Origin of the sequence: Burkholderia sp. JP2-270 (assembly GCF_003233675.1) — a bacterium.
GTDB classification, from domain to species: Bacteria; Pseudomonadota; Gammaproteobacteria; order Burkholderiales; family Burkholderiaceae; genus Burkholderia; species Burkholderia pyrrocinia_C.
On sequence record NZ_CP029826.1, the window covers coordinates 665,959 to 682,628 of the forward strand.

General features: G+C 66.5%; 12 protein-coding genes and 6 pseudogenes. 5 read left to right on the forward strand and 13 right to left on the reverse strand.

The window, feature by feature from the left end; all coding sequences use genetic code 11:
• Positions 1–64 precede the first annotated feature (64 nt).
• Complete coding sequence (gene rpoD, locus DM992_RS35695; RefSeq protein WP_239511535.1) at positions 65–1,933, reverse strand: RNA polymerase sigma factor RpoD; 1,869 nt, start codon at positions 1,931–1,933, stop codon at positions 65–67.
• Between the two features lie 626 nt (positions 1,934–2,559).
• Positions 2,560–2,919: pseudogene (locus DM992_RS35700) on the reverse strand (DDE-type integrase/transposase/recombinase); the annotation flags it as partial.
• A gap of 339 nt (positions 2,920–3,258) precedes the next feature.
• Here DM992_RS35700 and DM992_RS42480 point away from each other — a divergent pair.
• The gene (locus DM992_RS42480) at positions 3,259–3,399 is read left to right on the forward strand and encodes a hypothetical protein (RefSeq protein WP_111020937.1); all 141 of its coding nucleotides are present in this window, start codon (positions 3,259–3,261) and stop codon (positions 3,397–3,399) included.
• Positions 3,400–3,480: 81 nt separating this feature from the next.
• Here the strand turns inward: DM992_RS42480 and DM992_RS43125 are convergent.
• The 3 genes and pseudogenes from DM992_RS43125 to DM992_RS35720 form a co-directional block, all read right to left on the reverse strand.
• Positions 3,481–4,328: pseudogene (locus tag DM992_RS43125) on the reverse strand (LOG family protein); the annotation flags it as partial.
• 34 nt (positions 4,329–4,362) lie between these two features.
• Positions 4,363–4,696 (reverse strand): annotated as a pseudogene (locus DM992_RS35715) (cytochrome C).
• Positions 4,697–4,715: 19 nt separating this feature from the next.
• Positions 4,716–5,723 (reverse strand): nitroreductase family protein, encoded by a 1,008-nt coding sequence (locus DM992_RS35720; protein ID WP_111020938.1) that lies wholly within the window; start codon positions 5,721–5,723, stop codon positions 4,716–4,718.
• 181 nt (positions 5,724–5,904) lie between these two features.
• Between DM992_RS35720 and DM992_RS35725 the strand changes: the two genes are divergently transcribed.
• Entirely contained in the window at positions 5,905–6,252 is a 348-nt protein-coding gene (locus DM992_RS35725) for a hypothetical protein (RefSeq protein WP_239511530.1), read from the forward strand.
• Between the two features lie 31 nt (positions 6,253–6,283).
• On the opposite strand, the gene DM992_RS35730 is transcribed toward DM992_RS35725, so the two are convergent.
• From DM992_RS35730 to DM992_RS43130, 7 genes and pseudogenes are all read right to left on the reverse strand, one after another.
• The gene (locus DM992_RS35730; RefSeq protein WP_105393385.1) at positions 6,284–7,774 is read right to left on the reverse strand and encodes an efflux transporter outer membrane subunit; all 1,491 of its coding nucleotides are present in this window, start codon (positions 7,772–7,774) and stop codon (positions 6,284–6,286) included.
• Complete coding sequence (locus tag DM992_RS35735) at positions 7,752–8,837, reverse strand: biotin/lipoyl-binding protein (protein ID WP_105393384.1); 1,086 nt, start codon at positions 8,835–8,837, stop codon at positions 7,752–7,754. The genes DM992_RS35730 and DM992_RS35735 overlap by 23 nt, the downstream gene beginning before the upstream one ends.
• A pseudogene (locus DM992_RS35740) lies at positions 8,834–9,446 on the reverse strand (ATP-binding cassette domain-containing protein). The gene DM992_RS35735 and the pseudogene DM992_RS35740 overlap by 4 nt, the downstream one beginning before the upstream one ends.
• Positions 9,443–10,579: an ABC transporter permease gene (locus tag DM992_RS35745; protein ID WP_111020939.1), complete on the reverse strand. Its 1,137-nt coding sequence runs from the start codon at positions 10,577–10,579 to the stop codon at positions 9,443–9,445. Before DM992_RS35745 ends, DM992_RS35740 begins: the two are co-directional and overlap by 4 nt.
• Before the next feature lie 32 nt (positions 10,580–10,611).
• Positions 10,612–10,797, reverse strand: coding sequence for a DUF2964 family protein (locus tag DM992_RS35750; protein WP_105393381.1), 186 nt, complete (start codon positions 10,795–10,797; stop codon positions 10,612–10,614).
• A gap of 370 nt (positions 10,798–11,167) precedes the next feature.
• Complete coding sequence (locus DM992_RS35755; protein ID WP_105393380.1) at positions 11,168–11,356, reverse strand: DUF2964 family protein; 189 nt, start codon at positions 11,354–11,356, stop codon at positions 11,168–11,170.
• A 195-nt stretch (positions 11,357–11,551) separates the two neighbouring features.
• Positions 11,552–11,815 (reverse strand): hypothetical protein, encoded by a 264-nt coding sequence (locus DM992_RS43130; RefSeq protein WP_239511550.1) that lies wholly within the window; start codon positions 11,813–11,815, stop codon positions 11,552–11,554.
• Between DM992_RS43130 and DM992_RS35760 the strand changes: the two are divergent.
• The 3 genes and pseudogenes from DM992_RS35760 to ftsH all read left to right on the forward strand — a co-directional run bounded on the left by DM992_RS35760 (position 11,708) and on the right by ftsH (position 14,783).
• Positions 11,708–12,293, forward strand: a pseudogene (locus DM992_RS35760) (BON domain-containing protein). The gene DM992_RS43130 and the pseudogene DM992_RS35760 sit on opposite strands and share 108 nt — an antisense overlap.
• A gap of 39 nt (positions 12,294–12,332) precedes the next feature.
• Positions 12,333–12,842: a BCAM0308 family protein gene (locus tag DM992_RS35765; protein WP_105393379.1), complete on the forward strand. Its 510-nt coding sequence runs from the start codon at positions 12,333–12,335 to the stop codon at positions 12,840–12,842.
• Positions 12,843–12,875: 33 nt separating this feature from the next.
• A complete protein-coding gene (gene ftsH / locus DM992_RS35770) occupies positions 12,876–14,783 on the forward strand; it encodes an ATP-dependent zinc metalloprotease FtsH (RefSeq protein ID WP_105393378.1) in 1,908 nt (635 codons plus the stop codon).
• A gap of 63 nt (positions 14,784–14,846) precedes the next feature.
• Here the strand turns inward: ftsH and DM992_RS35775 are convergent.
• A pseudogene (locus tag DM992_RS35775) lies at positions 14,847–16,639 on the reverse strand (adenosylcobalamin-dependent ribonucleoside-diphosphate reductase).
• Between the last annotated feature and the right edge of the window lie 31 nt (positions 16,640–16,670).

The window sequence follows — 16,670 nt, forward strand, 5'->3', positions numbered from 1 at the left end:
CCATGCATGATCGCTGCGCGTTTGGGGCGAGGCGTCGAAAGGGCGGGCGCACTGCCGCCTTGGGTCAATGCTCGAGAAAGGGTCTCAACTTGTCCGCGCGGCTTGGATGCATCAGCTTGCGCATCGCCTTGCTCTCGATCTGACGGATCCGCTCGCGGGTCACGTCGAACTGTTTGCCGACTTCTTCGAGCGTGTGATCAGAAGTCGTGTCGAGCCCGAATCGCATCCGCAAGACCTTGGCCTCGCGCGGCGACAGCCCGTCGAGTGCCTCATCGATCGCCACGCGCATGTTCGCATGAGTCGCGGCCTCGACCGGTGAGCTCGCGGAGGCATCCTCGATCATGTCGCCGAGCGTCGCGTCGGCATCGTCGCCCACCGGGGTTTCGAGCGACACAGGTTGCTTGGCGATCTTGAGGATGCTGCGCACTTTCTCCTCGGACATCTCCATGCGCTCGGCGAGGACGGCGGGATGCGCTTCCTGCCCGGTCTGTTGCAGGTATTCACGCGAAATCCGGTTTAGCTTGTTGATCGTCTCGATCATGTGGACCGGCACGCGAATGGTGCGTGCCTGATCGGCAAGCGCACGCGTGACTGCCTGCCGGACCCACCAGGTCGCGTAAGTCGAGAACTTCCAACCGCGCCGGTATTCGAACTTGTCCACTGCCTTCATCAGGCCGATGTTGCCTTCCTGGATCAGATCCAGGAACTGCATGCCGCGGTTCACATATTTCTTGGCAATCGAGATGACGAGACGAAGGTTCGCTTCGATCATCTCCCGCTTGGCCTGCCGCATTTTCAACTCTGCGGTACTCATCTGGCGGTTGATCTGCTTGAGCTGCTGGAGTGGCAGTGAGACCTTGGCCTCGATGTCGATGAGCTTCTGCTGCCCGGCCTGGATGGCCGGCAGATGCCGCTCGAGTGCCGCGCCACACTGTCGCGAAGTCGCCGCCGTGCGGCTGGTCCATTCAAGGTCGGTCTCGTGGCCCGGAAACGACTCGACGAACGCCTCGCGTGACATGCCACAGCGGTCGACGGCGATTGCCAGGATGCTGCGCTCGATTGCACGAACCTCGGTCACCTGTTCATGCACGCCGGCACATAGGCGGTCGATAGTTTTGGCGGTGAAGCGGATCGGCACGAGTTCGCGCTGGATCTCCGCGCACACTTGCGCAACTGCTGCGGAACGCGCTTTGCCGTTAATGGGCGCATCCGGCAACTGCTCGAACAGGGCACGCACCCGCGCGAAAATCGCAAGGCTGTCGTTTGTGAGATTTTCGAGGCGGGCCGCGTTCGCTTTCTCGGAATCCCCAGCGTCCGCGTCAACGTCGTCGCCGTCCGTGTCATCGTCGGAGGCGTCTTCTTCCGCCTCGACGTCATCGGACTCCAGGGTCACTTCGCCTTCTTCCGCAGCGTCGCTAATACCAGCGACCAGTTCGTCGATACGCAGTTCGCCGGCAGCGATGCGGTCCGCATCGGCAAGAATGGTCGACACAACCGACGGGCACGCCGCGATTGCCTGAATCATGTCCTGCAGGCCGCCTTCGATACGCTTTGCGATCTCGATTTCGCCCGCGCGGGTTAGCAACTCGGTGGCACCCATTTCACGCATGTACATCCGTACCGGATCGGTCGTGCGGCCGAATTCGGAATCGACGGTCGACAGTGCGGCTTCCGCTTCCTCGTCCGCCTGATCATCGGATGCCGCAGCAGGCGCGGCGTCGCTCAGCAGGAGTGCCTCCGCGTCCGGCGCCTGCTCGTAGACGGCCACCCCCATTTCGCTGAACGTGCTGACGATCGATTCCATCGCAGCCGTTTGCGTAAAGTTGTCGGGCAGGTGGTCGTTGATGTCCGCGTGGGTCAGATAGCCGCGCTCGCGGCCAAGGGCGATCATCGCGCGCATCTGCCGCTGGCGCTCCTCGTCCTGGCGCGCCATCGATGCCACGTCCAGCGGTGTTGCGACGCCCGACGTCTTTTCCGTTGGGCTGCGGCGGCTGGTCTTTGACGTGACCGCGATCACTCGGGATGCTGAACCGTTGCGAACTGGGTTTGCCAATACATTCTCCTCGACAAGTTGGCCGACGATCGTCGCGGACGTGACAGGCTGGTCAAGCTTGTTGGGTGCGAACGAGATCGTGGGATGGCGCACGGACAGTCGAGGCTGGAATGCCTCTTGCGGATTCTGGTGCGCGCAGAAAGGGGAACCAAAAATTATACCGGGTGTCGTTGTGCATCGCAACATTCGGTCAGTTCGCGACCGTCCTCGCCCACGGTCCGCTCCGTCGGCTTCCCCTTGTCGTATTTAAACCGGAAATCGTAGAGCAAATTAATTCTGTCTACATGAACGCCCCCCTTTGCGCCAGGATTTCGAGGTTTTGACGAACAGGATGGGCTGCAGCTCTATATTCGGCCTTGTTGCAGCCTTGTTCGCTGCGGGCCCCTATGAAATCCGCTGACTCACGCCTCATTCACTCCACGAGCTTGTCAGGCTCAGACAGAATTTCAGGCGTGGCGTCGCTACTGTCTGATAGCGCTCCGCGGTGCCTTTACCGGGGGGCTTACGAAGCGCTTGGCCGCCGCCGTGTCTCGCCGCTTCTGCAATAGGATGTCGAGCCCGGCGCCATACTCGTCGACCGCGCGCCACAGCAACCAAGACTCGTCGCCCAGCGTCACGACTATATCGTCCAGGTGCCAGGTGTGGTCCGGCGCGCGTCGCTCGGCCGTGAGGCGATGGGCGAAGCCGGCGCCGATTTTGTCGCGCCAGCGGTGAATCGTTTCGTGGCTCACTACAACGCCACGCTCGAACAGGAGCTCCTGGACTTCGCGCAGGCTGAGTTGAAAGCGGAAATACCAGCGCGCGGCGCAGTTGATGATCGCCGCCGGGAAACGGTGTCCGCGGTAGAGTGACTTGCCGTTCGTCATTCCGCCATCCTACGCGATCATCCCTAGCAACGTGACAGTGCCGTACCAACCCTGTCGGCGAATCCCTACACGACGGACCGCAAAAATATGACGTGAAGATCAGCGTCCGGCGATTTGAATCGCGCCGGCTGTCGCCGATACTTTCATCACAACAAACGTTTTACATTTTTCGTCCGACGTGATCGAACCTCGTTCCGAGGCGGGTAGCGAGACCCACACAGCGGACGCCTTCGTGCCCGGTTCCGTGAACGAACATTGCATGAGGCTTAAGTGGCTGGATGCTCTCTTGTCGAACCAGCAACTTTATTTCCGGCGTCACACACGCGAACGGAGGCCATCATGAGCCGCGCGGCACAAGACCTGATCGAACTGCAACGCCTTGCCCGGAACGGCGCAGGCGCATTAACCGAGCATCTTCTGCGGGAAGTGGCGAAGAGCCTGATTGCAGCGGGCGTCTCCGACGCGCGCGGAGGATGTTGAACGCGACGCGATACGGTAATCCCCCCGTTTTCCACGGGGGCGGCTTTTTGGGAGGATTACGGGGTATTCGTACGAATACCCCCAGTACGCCTCGCCGACGAGGATGACCGGCAGCGGCGCGATCTTGCGCGTCTGTAGCAGCGTCAGCACCTCGAACAGCTCGTCGAACAGCTCGTCGAACTGCTGTAGCCGCCGGGGAAAAAGACGGCTGCCTTCGCGCGCTCGAGCAGTTGCAGCATGCGGATGGCGAAGTAGTGAAACCGGAAGCAGAGATCGGGTGTGATGTACGGATTCGGCGCCTGTTCCAGCGGCAGCTCGATATTGAAGCCGGCGCTGGATGCGCCTCGCTCGTACGCGCCGCAGTTGGCGGCTTCCAGAATGCCGGGGCCGCCACCCGTCACGATCGCGGGCGGTGCGGCGCGCGTGCAGCGGTCGGCACGCGCGACGATACGACTGAATTCGCGCGCGACGGGTAATACATGCTGTCCTCGGCGAGCCGGCTGGCGATCGCGAACGTGCGCGATCTGCCCGAGTGGTGCGGGCGCTCAGCGAGCAGGCGATTCGCTTCGCCCAGCCGCGCATTCGCGACGGTAGGTGCAACGATGCGCGTGCTGCCGTAGATCACGACTGCATGGCCGATTCGTTCGATCTGCCGGCGCTCTCCTGCTTTCCAGTAGTTGAGTTGCAGCCGGATGCCTCGCATGCTCGCGCGCTGCGGCAGCGCCGCATCTGTCATCGGCGGGCGTGCAGCTCGAACGCTGGGCGACGCGCCGCGAGCGACGCGGGATGCGGAGGATACCGTTGTTGCCGGCGATAGCATCCGGCCGCGTGGCCGGCCGTTTGCTGCGCGCGTTCGCGATCGTTGCGCCGGGTGCAGTACGGTGGCGCGTGCTGTCTTGCGCAATGCCTGCGGGCGCACGTCGGGTCATGGTCGGCATGAATGGACGGGACGCGCGCCGCTCACTAGCTCAACACCCATTGCACGAACTGATGCGCGTCGTCGGCAGACAGCGGCCCGCCGCGATCGATCGCCGGCGGCATCGGCGTGCCGCCCCAGTGCAGGCGGTCTGCCGACGCGCAGCTTGCGGTCCAGTTCCGCGCCGGCATTCGGATCGCCTTGGTAGCGCTGCGCAATCTCGTGGAATGACGGCCCGAGGAACGTCATGTCGGGCATATGGCAGAACATGCAGTGTTGCACGTCGACGAGTTCGGTCGGCTCGGGCACGGCCGTCTGCGCGGCGGCCATGCCGGCCGTCACGGCCATCGCGCAGAAGACGGCGCAACGCATGACACTCATGTTCGTTTTCTCGTCGAGATCACATGAAGGAAATCACTTCGTCGAGCGGGCGACGCGGCGAATGCGGCATATGCGGGCCGCGCCCAACACGCAGCAGCAATTGCGGCTCACCGCGCAGCCCGAGCATGTGGCACAGGTGGGCGCGCAGCCCGGCCGTCTCGATCGGCTGGTTCAGGTACGACGCGGTATAACCCGCGCGCGTCGCGACGAGCAGGATCCGCTCCAGCGCCTGGCCGGCGGCGAGCCACGCTTCGCGATCGTCACGCACGGTCGCGATGCACACGATCAACGGCGACGCGCCGACGAGCTGGTGATGCAGCGCGGCGAGGCCGTTGCCGAGATCGAAAGTTCGCACCGCCATCGTCACGACGGGTGCGGCGAAGTCCAGCAACGTCGGCACGCCGGCTGCGAATGCGGGCATGCCGTCGACGTGCCGGCGCGGATCGATCCAGCTCGCCAGCTCGCGCCGGAAGCGCGGGTCCGCGAACTGTTGACGATCGGCCTCGGCGACCAGTTCGGCGATGCGCGCGCGGCGTGCGATCGAGTCGACGCACGCGACCTCGGCGCCTTCCGCGACACCGGCCGCGATCAACTCGTGCTGGATGTCTTCGGGCACAGGGCTCGATTCGAACGGCGCGCGTGTCGTGACGCGGTCCGGAATCGCGTCGAACAGTGCGCCGAGGGACGCATCGGAATAGCCGTCGTCGCACACGCGCACGAGCGCAAGGAGATCGGGGTCGACTTCGGAAGGAAACGTGCTGATCGTGTACGCGAGCCCTGCATGATTGAGCGCGACACGCAGATTGAGCAATGCCGCTCCGCAGCTGATGATCAGCTCGCGATCGAACGGATCGACCACGGGCAACGCGCGAACGCGGTCCGCGCAGACCGAAATCGTGGTGCCGTTGACCAGGAAGCGCCACGGCTGGGAATTGTGGCTGGACGGCGCCAGCACCGCATAGCCCAGCAGCGACCGCAGTCGATCGTCGAGGCGGGGGCTTGCAGCAACGGGGGTAACGGATATCATTCGGCAATCTCCAGGGAGCCGGCCAGCGGCGGTACGCCATTTCATCCTGTCAGCAACCGTCCGGCGCCCGTTGACCCACATCAAGCGCCCGTTACCGTGCGCTGCGCGCGCGATGCGCGACGAGCAGCCCTGGAAGCGAAGCGCGCGAATGCGAGCGCGCAGCGAGGCGAACTTGCTTGCGATGATGTTTGACTGGGCGGACGTGCCCTACCAGAACGCCGCGAAGCCGCCGTATAGCGATTCGCGCGCGCAGTTGCTGCGGGTTGCGGTCGAAGCGCCGAGCCTGCTACCGCCCGAGGCCGGGCGGCACGGCCACCCGTGGAGCGTCCAGCAGATCAACCACGGCGCGGCGCCACGGCTGCGCAGCGAGGATTTCATCGACGCGATGACGCTGATCGTTCCGGCCGGGATAACGCTCGCCGCGTTCGTCGAAACGATCGAGGCCGCCGGCGGGACCGTCTACGGCTCGCTCGGCTGGGCCGAACTGCCGCCGTGGCAGCGGCCCGACGTCGTCGCCCAGACGGGCTGAATTGGGCCGAATGCCGGGCGCGACGCGCTCGTCAGCCGGCTTCGCCCCAGCCACCGCCCAGCGCGACGTAGAACGCGACCGTGTCCTGCAGACGCTGTGCGACCGTCTGCAGCCACGCAATCCGCGCCTGATGATATTGCACGTCGGCGACCAGCAGCTGGACGTAGCCGGCGATCCCCGCGTCGTAGCCGGCCTGCGTGAGCTTCAGCGCATCGCGGGCCGCGGCCATCGCGCGCGCCTGCGCATCGAGCGCTGTCGCGTCGTTCGCGAGCGCGCGCAACGTATCGGCCACCTGCGAGAACGCCGACAGGACGACCTGCCGATAGGTCGCATCGGCTTCGGCGTACGCATCCTGCGCGGCACGCCGCTGGTTCAGCAGCGTGCCGCCATGAAACAGCGGCGCGGTGAGTCCGGTGCCGACACTCCATGCGCGGCCAGCCGGCGCGAACAGCTTGCCGGCGACGATGCTGTCGAACCTGCCCGACGCGGACAGCGTGAGGTTCGGGTAGAGCGCGGCCGTCGCGACGCCGACCTGCGCGCTGGCCACGTGCAGCTGGGCTTCCGCCTGCAGGATGTCGGGACGGCGGCGCACCAGCGACGACGGCGCCGTATCGGGCAGGCTGGCGGGCAGTTCGATCCCGTCGAGCGATAGGTCCGGCGTCTGCCAGTCGACCGGGTAGCGGCCTGCCAGCAGCGCAAGCAGGTCGTCGGCCTGCGCGCGCTTCTGGTCGAGCGCGGGTAGCGTCGCTTCGAGCGACGCTCGCTGCGATTCCAGCGTCAGCACCGCGACGTAGGCCGCCGCGCCGGCCGTCACCTGTGCGCGCGTCAGGCGCATCTGCTCGTCGAGCAGCGCGATCATTTCGCGTGTGACCGCGGCTTCGTCACGATAGGCGGCGCGCGCGACCATCGTATTGACGACGTTGGCGGTCAGCATCAGGTACGCGCCGGCCAGCGCCTGGCGCTGCGAATCGACGCCGGCCGCGAGCGCCTCGATCTGGCGCCGTTCGCCGCCCCACAGGTCGAGCGTATAGCTGACCGTCGCCGACAGCGTGAACAGGTTGAAGACCGACGCCGGCACCGTCTGGCCAGTGCGCAGCGGCGTGGCGCGCTCACGCGACGCGCCGGCCTGCGTGTCCACCTGCGGGAAAAAGACACCCTGGCCAGCCCGCAGCGCGTGCTCGCTGCGCCGCAGCGTCGCTTCCGCGAGATCGAGCGTCGGGCTGCCGGTCAGCGCTTCGTCGACGGTCAGGTCGATCGCGCGGCTACCGAAGCGCGTCCACCAGTCGCGCGGGAGAGCCGCGTCCGCCGACAATGCCTGCGTGCGGCCGCCGCCGGTCCACGGGCCGGTTATCGCGCCCGGCCCGTCAGGCGGCACGAAGCGCGCGACGCGCGGCGCGGGCGGCGGGACAAAGTTCGGCCCGACCGTGCATCCCGCGAACAGCACGGCGACGATCACCGCACCGGTTCGGCGGCGTGGCGCATGCGCCAGACGGGGCGAGTTATTTGGCTGCGACGTAGACATCGACGATCTGCCCGGGAAACAGCCGCACATTCCTGTTCGGCACGATACGGAAAATGACTGGCAGCACGCGCACGTCGACGCGCTCAGTGCGCTGGTCCGACAATTCGATCTTCGGCGTGACGTACGGCTGCACGCGCACGAACTGGAGATCGGCCTCAACCGACGTGCCGCGCACGAACATGTGCGCCTTCAACGCATGCAAGTCGGGTAGCTGATGGATCAGGATTTCGTCGATGTAGCAGCGCACCTGCAGCCGGTCGACTGGCGTGCCGAGCACCGCAACCGGCGTGCTGCCCCGCGTATAGGTGTCAAAGAGCCCCTGCGAGGTCAGGTACGACCCGACGGCCGCGTTCATTGCCAGGACCGTGCCGTCCGCAGGCGCGCGCAGCGTGTATCGGGCGAGCAGGGCGGCCGCCGCATCCGCCGCGCGTCGCAGCGCGACGGCCTGCGCTTCCTGGTTGAGCACGTCGTAGCGCCACGCGCCGGCTTTCGTCAGACGATACTGCCGCGTCACGACATCCAGGTTGGCCGCCGCGACGCGCACCGCGTTCGCGGCGGTGTCGAGCGCGTCGCGGCTGACGGCTTTCGGATCGATGTCGTACGCGTGCCGCTGCTTGTCGTACTGGTCCTGTGCGAGCTTCAGGCTCGCCTGCGCGGCCGCCGTCTGCGCACTGGCCACGTCGAGCACCTCGCGGCGCGGCTGAGCCTTCAGCTCGTCGAGCAGCGCGGTGGCCGCATCGGCCTGTGCCGCGAGCTGGGCGGCGGTCGCGCGCTGCACCGAATCGTCGATCGTCAGCAGCGCGTCGCCGGCCTTGACCGGATCGCCGTCGTGTACGAGGATGCGTGTCACCGCACCCGACACGTCCGGATAGACGTTCACGTTCGCGCCGGCCGGCTGTTCGCTCTCGACGATGCCGTTCGCATAGACGCCGCGCGCGTACGGATTGGCGGCCGGCTTGAACACCGGCGGCTGCGGCGGCTCCTGGCGGCTGTACACCCACGCGGCAACGAGGCTTGCCAGGAAGCCGAGGAGTGCCGCCGCGAACACGAGCCTGTGCTTCATCGCGCACCTCCGCGCACGATGCCGCTCAGCTTGCCGTCTTCCATCCTCAGGATGCGATCCGCATACTCGAAGATCCGCGCATCGTGCGTGACGATCACGATGCAGCGCGTGTCGCTCAGCACCTGGTGCTTGACGAAGTCGATGATCATGCGGCCCGTGTCGCCGTCGAGCGACGCGGTCGGTTCGTCGAGGATCAGCAGGTCGGGCTGGCTGACGATCGCGCGCGCGATCGCGACGCGCTGCTGTTCGCCGCCGGACAGCTTGACGGGCGGCAGTTGCGCGCGATTCGCGAGTCCGACGACGTCCAAGTACGTATGCGCTTCCTTGATGGCGTCATCCCACGGCCGGCGCTTCAGGATCAGCGGGATCGCGACGTTCTCCGCCGTCGTGAGCCTCGGAAACAGGTGATAGTCCTGGAACACGAAGCCGATCCGGTTCAGCCGGAAATCGGCGATCGCATTGTTCGGCTGCGCCCACAGGTCGACGCCGTCGATCGACACCAAGCCGTCGTCCGGTCGCAGGATGCCGGAGATCACGCTGAGCAGCGTCGCCTTCGCCGAACCACTTGCTGACGCCGCGTGCGTCGATCGCGACGTGCTTCATCGTCAGCCCCGGAAGATGTCGAACGGCTCGATGCGCAGCACGCGCCGCACGCCGAGATAGCTGGAGATCGCCGCGATCACGACCACCATCCCGAACGCGAGCGCCAGGTTGCCGAACGTAATGAGCGCCGCGTAGTCGGGGATCCGCAATTTGGCGATCGTGATCATCAGCACGCACAGCCCGACGCCGATGCCGTAGCCGGTCAGCGCTGTGAACGTCGCCTGGAACAGGATCATCGCGACCAGCTCGCGGCTCTTCGCGCCGATCGCCTTCAGCGCGCCGAACTTGTCCAGGTTCTCGAGGATGAACGCATAGAACGTCTGCCCTGAAATCGACAGGCCGATGATGAAGCTGATGATCGTCATCAGCATGATGTTGGTGCCGAGTCCCGTCTCGTACTTGTAGAAGCGCGCGATCTGCGCGATGAATTCGTCGCGCGTGTACGCGCGATAGCCGAGCGACGTCACCACGGCCTTGATGTGTGCAATTTCCGCATCCGACTTCGGCTCGACGAGGATGTACGAAGTCGTGAAGCGCGGCGACGGAATGTAGCGGATCGCGCGTGCGTACGTGGTGTAAAGCGTCGGCGTGCCGAACAGGCCGCTCGCAGCGACCTTCGCGATGCCGACGATCACGCCGCGATGATCGTTCAGCTCGAAATCGGTGCCGACGGACGGATTCTCGAGCTTCGGAAACTCGGGATCCTGGATCGCGATGAAGCCGTTTTCCGCGTAGATGTCCTCGATGCGGCCCTGCAGCATCGTCGGGCGGCCGAGCAGGCTGGCGTCGTCGAGGCCGACGACCGTCACGGCCTGGTAGGTGCCGGAGCGCAGCTTGACCAGCGCGCCGCCGGAATAGAGCGGTACCGCATACTTGACGCCGTCGATGCTGCGCACGGCGTCGAGCACGTAGCCGGGCATGCCGATGCTGTTCGCGATCGTCTTCACGGCCGGGTCCATCACCCAGACCTTCGCGCCGATATTGATGACCGACGCCGACGACTTGTTCAGGATGCCGGCGAACAGCGACGTCATCTCGATCATCAGCAGCACCGAGAACGTGATGCCGACGGTCAGCGCGGTGAATTTCGCGCTGTCGTTGACGAGCAGCTTGAACGCGAGGCGGAGGATGCCGTTCATGATGGTGAATCCGGCGCGTCCGGGCCGTGCCGCTAGCGCCCGGCCGACCCGGGATTCATCTGCGCGACGAACGCGACGACGCCCGAGACCAGCGTGACGATCGCGTACGGGACCACCCGTGCGTCGATCAGCATCGCGTGCACGACGCCCAGCAGCGACGCGAGAGCGATGAACACGCATAGCGTCGCAAGAACGCTTCGATAGTGCTGTCGACTCATGAGGTTCTCCCGGGAAGCGGCCGTCGGCGGCATGGCTTTACCGCAACAGCCGCCGCCGCTGCTTGCGCAAGATATGGCGCCATGATCGCGTGCCGCGCTCCGTCCCGGTTGATCTGTATCAACGGACAAATCCTGATGCCACGGGCGAGCCGATCAAGTCATCTCGGCAGGGGTAAAGTGAGCGGGAGGCGCGGCAGCGCGCATGGAATGCCTCGTCGAATACGGGATGGCGCCGCCTTCAAGGCGTCGCTGCGTCGGATTCACTTATATCCGACGATTGCCGGGCCTCCCCTTGAGCTGCGTCACCCGGGCGGGAATGCGTGTCGATCGGCCCCTCGGTTGACGCGGCTACCGGACCGCGCGTTGCATGTCACGGGCGGTCGCCCGGCCCGGGATTGAGCAGCACGACGAACGCGAGGATGCTGGAGATCAGCGTGACGATCGAGTACCTGAAAACCGCCTCGTCGAACAGCATCCCGTGAACGATACCGGCCAGCGACGCAATCGCGATGAACACGCTGAGCGTCGCGAGAAAGATGCGGTATTGCTTGCGGATCATGACGGTCTCCCGGGAAGCGGTGGGCGTCGACGGTCGTATGGATGCGAAACGGCCCGGTTGCCGTGGCCTGCACGACGTCTGGCGTACTCATGATCGCGTCGCGCTTCGTCGCACGGTTGATCTGCGTCAACGGACAAAATCGGCCTTCGGATGCCCGGTAGCCTCCGCCGCAAGCCGGTCGTTGATTGATCCTCGTCAAGCCGCCGGCGCGGCCGTGCGCGATGCTGAATGTGGTGCAGCACGCATCCGGTCGCACGCTTCGCGGCCGGCACGAGCCGACGGGAGACCGACATGAAGTCCGATGCAGTACTCAAGCAGGATGTCGAGCAGGCGCTGTTCTGGAATCCGGCGATCGATGCAAGCCGGATCGACGTCGAGGTCCACGACCGGATCGTGACGTTGCGCGGCACGGTCAACAGCTGGGCCCAGAAGCTCGAGGCCCAGAAAACGGCGCTGCATGTCGCCGATGCGCGCGCTGGCGCTCGAAGTGAACGTCACCCCGCCCGAGAATGCCTGCGCGGACCAGGAACTGGCGATCGCGATCACGTTCGCGCTCGGCTGGCAGGAGGCGTTGCGCGATCACAAGATCAGCGTCGAGGTCGATCACGGCTGCGTGACACTCGACGGCGAAGTCGATCATGCGTTCCAGAGCCGTGCGGCGGAAGCGATGGTGAGCCGGATGATCGGCGTCGTCGGCGTGGCGAACCGCATCCGGGTGCGCGCCGATCATACCGTGCCGGACGTCGGCGCCCGGATCGCCGACGCGCTTGCGCGTCGCGCGCAGCGCGAATCCGCCGGCATCTCGATCGACGCAACCGACGGCATCGTCACGCTGACGGGTACGGTCGCGTCGCTGGCGGAACGGCGCGCCGCGTGCGGCGCGGCGGGATCGGTCCGGGGCGTCCGGGAGGTCGTCGACCGGCTGACCGTTGCCTGACCGTTTTGCCTGTGTTGTCCATTACCAGGAGAAGCAGCCATGAACCGTTCGAATACCGGCTCCGGCCGAAACCATCTGCGCCGCGACAAGCGCATGCAGCCGCATACGAAGGACAGTTACCGTGATCCGAAGCGGCCGAAAGGCGACCGGATCTGCGAAGGCTGCGGCGCCGTCTGCGACGCGGGCCGCTGGACCTGGTACGCGACCCCGCTCGACCGGCGCCAGCTCGAATGCCCGGCCTGCAAGCGCATACGGGAGAACGTGCCGGCGGGCGAACTGATGTTGCACGGCGCGTACCTGCACGCGCATCGGTCCACGATTCTCGAGCTGCTCCAGCGTCAGGCCGAGATGGAGACGAGCGAGCACGCGCTCGAGCGCATCATGGAGATCGAGCAATCCGCCGATGCGCTCATCGTCAGGACGACGGGCGTGCACATGATCCGGCGCCTGGCGGAAGCGTTGCTGCATGCGCATCACGGCGATCTCGCGCTCAACTATCGCGACAGCGAGGACGTGCTGCGCGCGCAATGGAAGCGCGACGATGCGTGAGCGGGTGGACGTCCGCCGGCCAGGTTCGATCCCATGAAAAAATCATTCGACTATTCCGGGTTGCTGATTCCGATCGCGTTCGCCGTGCTGGTCGCGGTTCAACTGCTGGCGCGCCAGCCGGCGGCGACGTCGATTTCCTACAGCGATTTTCACCACCTGATGGACGCACAGCTCGTCGACGATCTCGAGATCGGCCAGTCGTCGATCTCGGGCACGCTGCGCATGCCGGAAGCTGGCGCCGCGCTACCCGCGTCCGACGCGGCCGAGGTGAAGGAGGCCGGACCGCCGTGGCGCTTCACGACGAACCGGGTGAGCGACGACCATCTGGTCACCGCGCTGACGGCCGCCGGCATTCGCTATCACGGCGCGACGGATACGGGCTGGATCGGGACGCTGGCAGCATGGATCTTCCCGTTGATCGGCTTCGTCGTGATCTGGAATTTCATGATGCGCAGGCCGGGCGGAATGCGGGACCTGAGCGGCATGGGAAAAAGCCAGGCCCGCGTGTATGCGCAGCAGGAAACCGGCATCACGTTCGACGACATCGCGGGCATCGACGAGGCGAAGGCCGAATTGCAGCAGATCGTCGCGTTCCTGCGCAGCCCCGAGCGCTACCAGCGGCTTGGCGGCAAGATTCCGAAGGGCGTGCTCGTCGTCGGCGCGCCCGGTACCGGCAAGACGCTGCTTGCCCGCGCGGTCGCCGGCGAGGCGGCGGTGCCGTTCTTCTCGATCAGCGGGTCGGCGTTCGTCGAGATGTTCGTCGGCGTCGGTGCGGCCCGCGTGCGCGACCTGTTCGAGCAGGCGCAGCAGAAAGCGCCGTGCATCGTGTTCATCGACGAGCTCGATGCGCTCGGCAAAGCACGCGGTGTCGGCCTGATGTCCGGCAACGACGAGCGCGAGCAGACGCTCAACCAGTTGCTCGTCGAGATGGACGGTTTCCAGGCCAATTCGGGCGTCATCATCATGGCCGCGACCAACCGGCCGGAGATTCTGGATCCCGCGCTGCTGCGCCCCGGACGGTTCGACCGGCACATCGCGATCGACCGGCCGGACCTGACCGGCCGCAAGCAGATCCTGGCCGTGCACTCGAAGCGCGTGAAGCTGGCTGCGGAAGTCGACCTGGCCGAACTGGCGGCGCGCACGCCGGGCTTCGTCGGCGCCGATCTCGCGAATGTCGTCAACGAAGCCGCGCTGCATGCGGCCGAACTCGGCAAGCCCGCGATCGGGATGGCCGATTTCGACGAGGCGATCGATCGCGCGATGACGGGCATGGAGCGCAAGAGCCGGGTGATGAACGAACAGGAGAAGCGGACCATCGCGTACCACGAATCGGGGCATGCGCTCGTCGCGCAAAGCCGCGCGCACTGCGACCCGGTGAAGAAGGTGTCGATCATCCCGCGCGGCATCGCGGCGCTCGGCTATACGCAGCAAGTGCCAACCGAGGATCGCTACGTGCTGCGCAGGAGCGAGCTGCTCGACCGGCTCGACGTGTTGCTCGGCGGGCGGGTGGCCGAGGAAATCGCGTTCGGCGACGTGTCGACCGGCGCGCAGAACGATCTCGAACGCGCGACCGCGCTGGCGCGTCACATGGTGATGCAGTACGGGATGAGCGAGAAGATCGGCCTCGCGACCCTCGACGATGGCGCACGCCAGGGCGGGGCGCCGGGCGTGTGGACACCGGGCGACGGCCACTGCAGCGAGCACACGGCGCAACTGATCGACGAAGAGGTGCGCATGCTGCTCGCGGATGCGCATGCGCGGGTCACGGCAACGCTTGGCGAACACCGCGATGCACTCGAACGGATCGCGCGCAGCTTGCTGCAGCACGAATCGATCGATCACGACATGCTGGTGGCGCTCATCACGCCGCCGGACGATGCCGGCGAGACGCCCCGTCAGGCCGAAGCCGACACGGAAGCGACCACGAGCGCTTCCGCCTGAAGGAACGACCGCCGCCCGCCGCCCGCCATCGCGTCGGACGCTTGCCGCCGGCCATCGCATCGTTCAACAACCGATGCAGACAGGGCCGTCGCGCCGCGCGCGCCGCGTCATCGGCGACGACCGACGCGAGCCGCGGATCGGGCCGGAAGACCGTGATGCCCTTGAGCCCGTCGCGCCACGCCTGGAAGAACAGCGCGTCGACCTCCGCGAGCGAACACTGGCCGGACATCGTCACGGTCTTCGAGATGCCGGCGTCGACGCACGGCTGCAGCGCCGCGAGCATCGCGACGTGATCGGCCGGCGCGATATCCGCCGCCGTGACGAAATAGCCCGGCAGCTTCACGTTGTCGCCATGCAGTTCGCGAAACAGCCGGTACGCGTGATTTTCCGCACGAAACGGCCGGACCAGCCCGTCCGCGGTGCGGACCATGCGGCGTTGCGTCCAGCCGACGGCCGGCTCGATCCCGTTCGAACAGTTGTCGCAGAACGCGAGGCTCACGCTGCCGGCCGGCGCGAACGACAGCAGATGGCTGTTGCGCAGCCCGTGCCGCGCGATCGCGTGATGCACCTTCAGCGGCAACAGCATGCGATGCGCGGGGCCGGTCAGATAGGCGGCCGGGTCGTAGGCCGGAAACACGCCGCGCTCGGCGGCGAGCGCGGCCGATGCGGCAAACGCATGCTCGCGCATCGTCAGCGCGATTCCCCGTGCAAGCGCGCGTGCTTCGACGCTGTCGTAGCGCAGCCGCAGCATCGTCAGCGCGTCGCCCAGCCCGGTCACGCCGACCCCGATGCGCCGCGTCCGCCGCGCCTCGTGCTCGTGCGCGGCGAGCGGCCACGCGGTCAGGTCGAGCACGTTGTCGAGCAGGCGGACCTGGATGCGCACCGCGTCGGCGAGTGTCGCGAGGTCGAAGCGCGGCGTGCCGTCGACACCGAACGGGTAAAGAACGAACCGCGACAGGTCGATCGGCCCGAGCACGCAGCTGCCGTAGGGCGGCAGCGGCTGCTCGCCGCACGGGTTCGTCGCGTCGATCCGTTCGTGCTCGCGCAGCGGATTCGCGGCGCGGATCGTGTCGAGGAACAGCAGCCCGGGTTCGGCGCTGTCGCGCGCGGCGTTGACGATCTCATGCCAGAGCGCGCGGGCCGGAACCGTCGCGTAAAGGTAACGTCCGTCCGGCCGCTGAAGCGGTGTGCCGGATGCGCAGCCTGGCGGCGCGTGATGGACGAGCGCCCACGGCAGGTCATGCCGGACCGCCTCCATGAACGCGTCCGTGACGCCGACCGACAGGTTGAACGTCGGCCAGCGCGCGTCCGCGCTTGGCCGCGACGAATTCGGCGAGATCCGGATGATCGCAGCGCAGCACACCCATTTGCGCGCCCCGGCGCGGGCCGGCGAACGGCAGCGCCCGGCACATCGCATCGAAGCGCTCGATCGCCGCGCATGCGCCGCGCCCGGCTGACCGGCGCCGTTCGTACGCGCCGGCGGGCGGCACCGGCGAGAAGTCGTAGCCGATTCCGCCGCCCATCAATAGCGTGACCCGTGCGTCGTCGAGCGCACGCGCGAGCGCGGTGTCGACGGCCTGCACGGGGGTGTCGGCAGGAATCGCGAGCGGATGGACGAAGCAGTTGACCATTGTCCCGCCGCTGTCCACGCCGGCATTCGCGAGGATGCGGCCCGCACCGATCGCGCCGCGCTGCAGGTTCACGAAGAACGCGCGCTCCACCTGCGCACGACGCTCGGCCGGCTCGGCGAGCGACAGCGCACGGGCGACGCGATGGAAGACGGCCGTGCGAGACGTTTCGCCGGGCCGCGCATAGCGTTCGGCGAACACGGTGGTGCAAAGCGGCTGCTCGTCCATGGCGGGGCTCGGCGACGATGAGTGATTCACT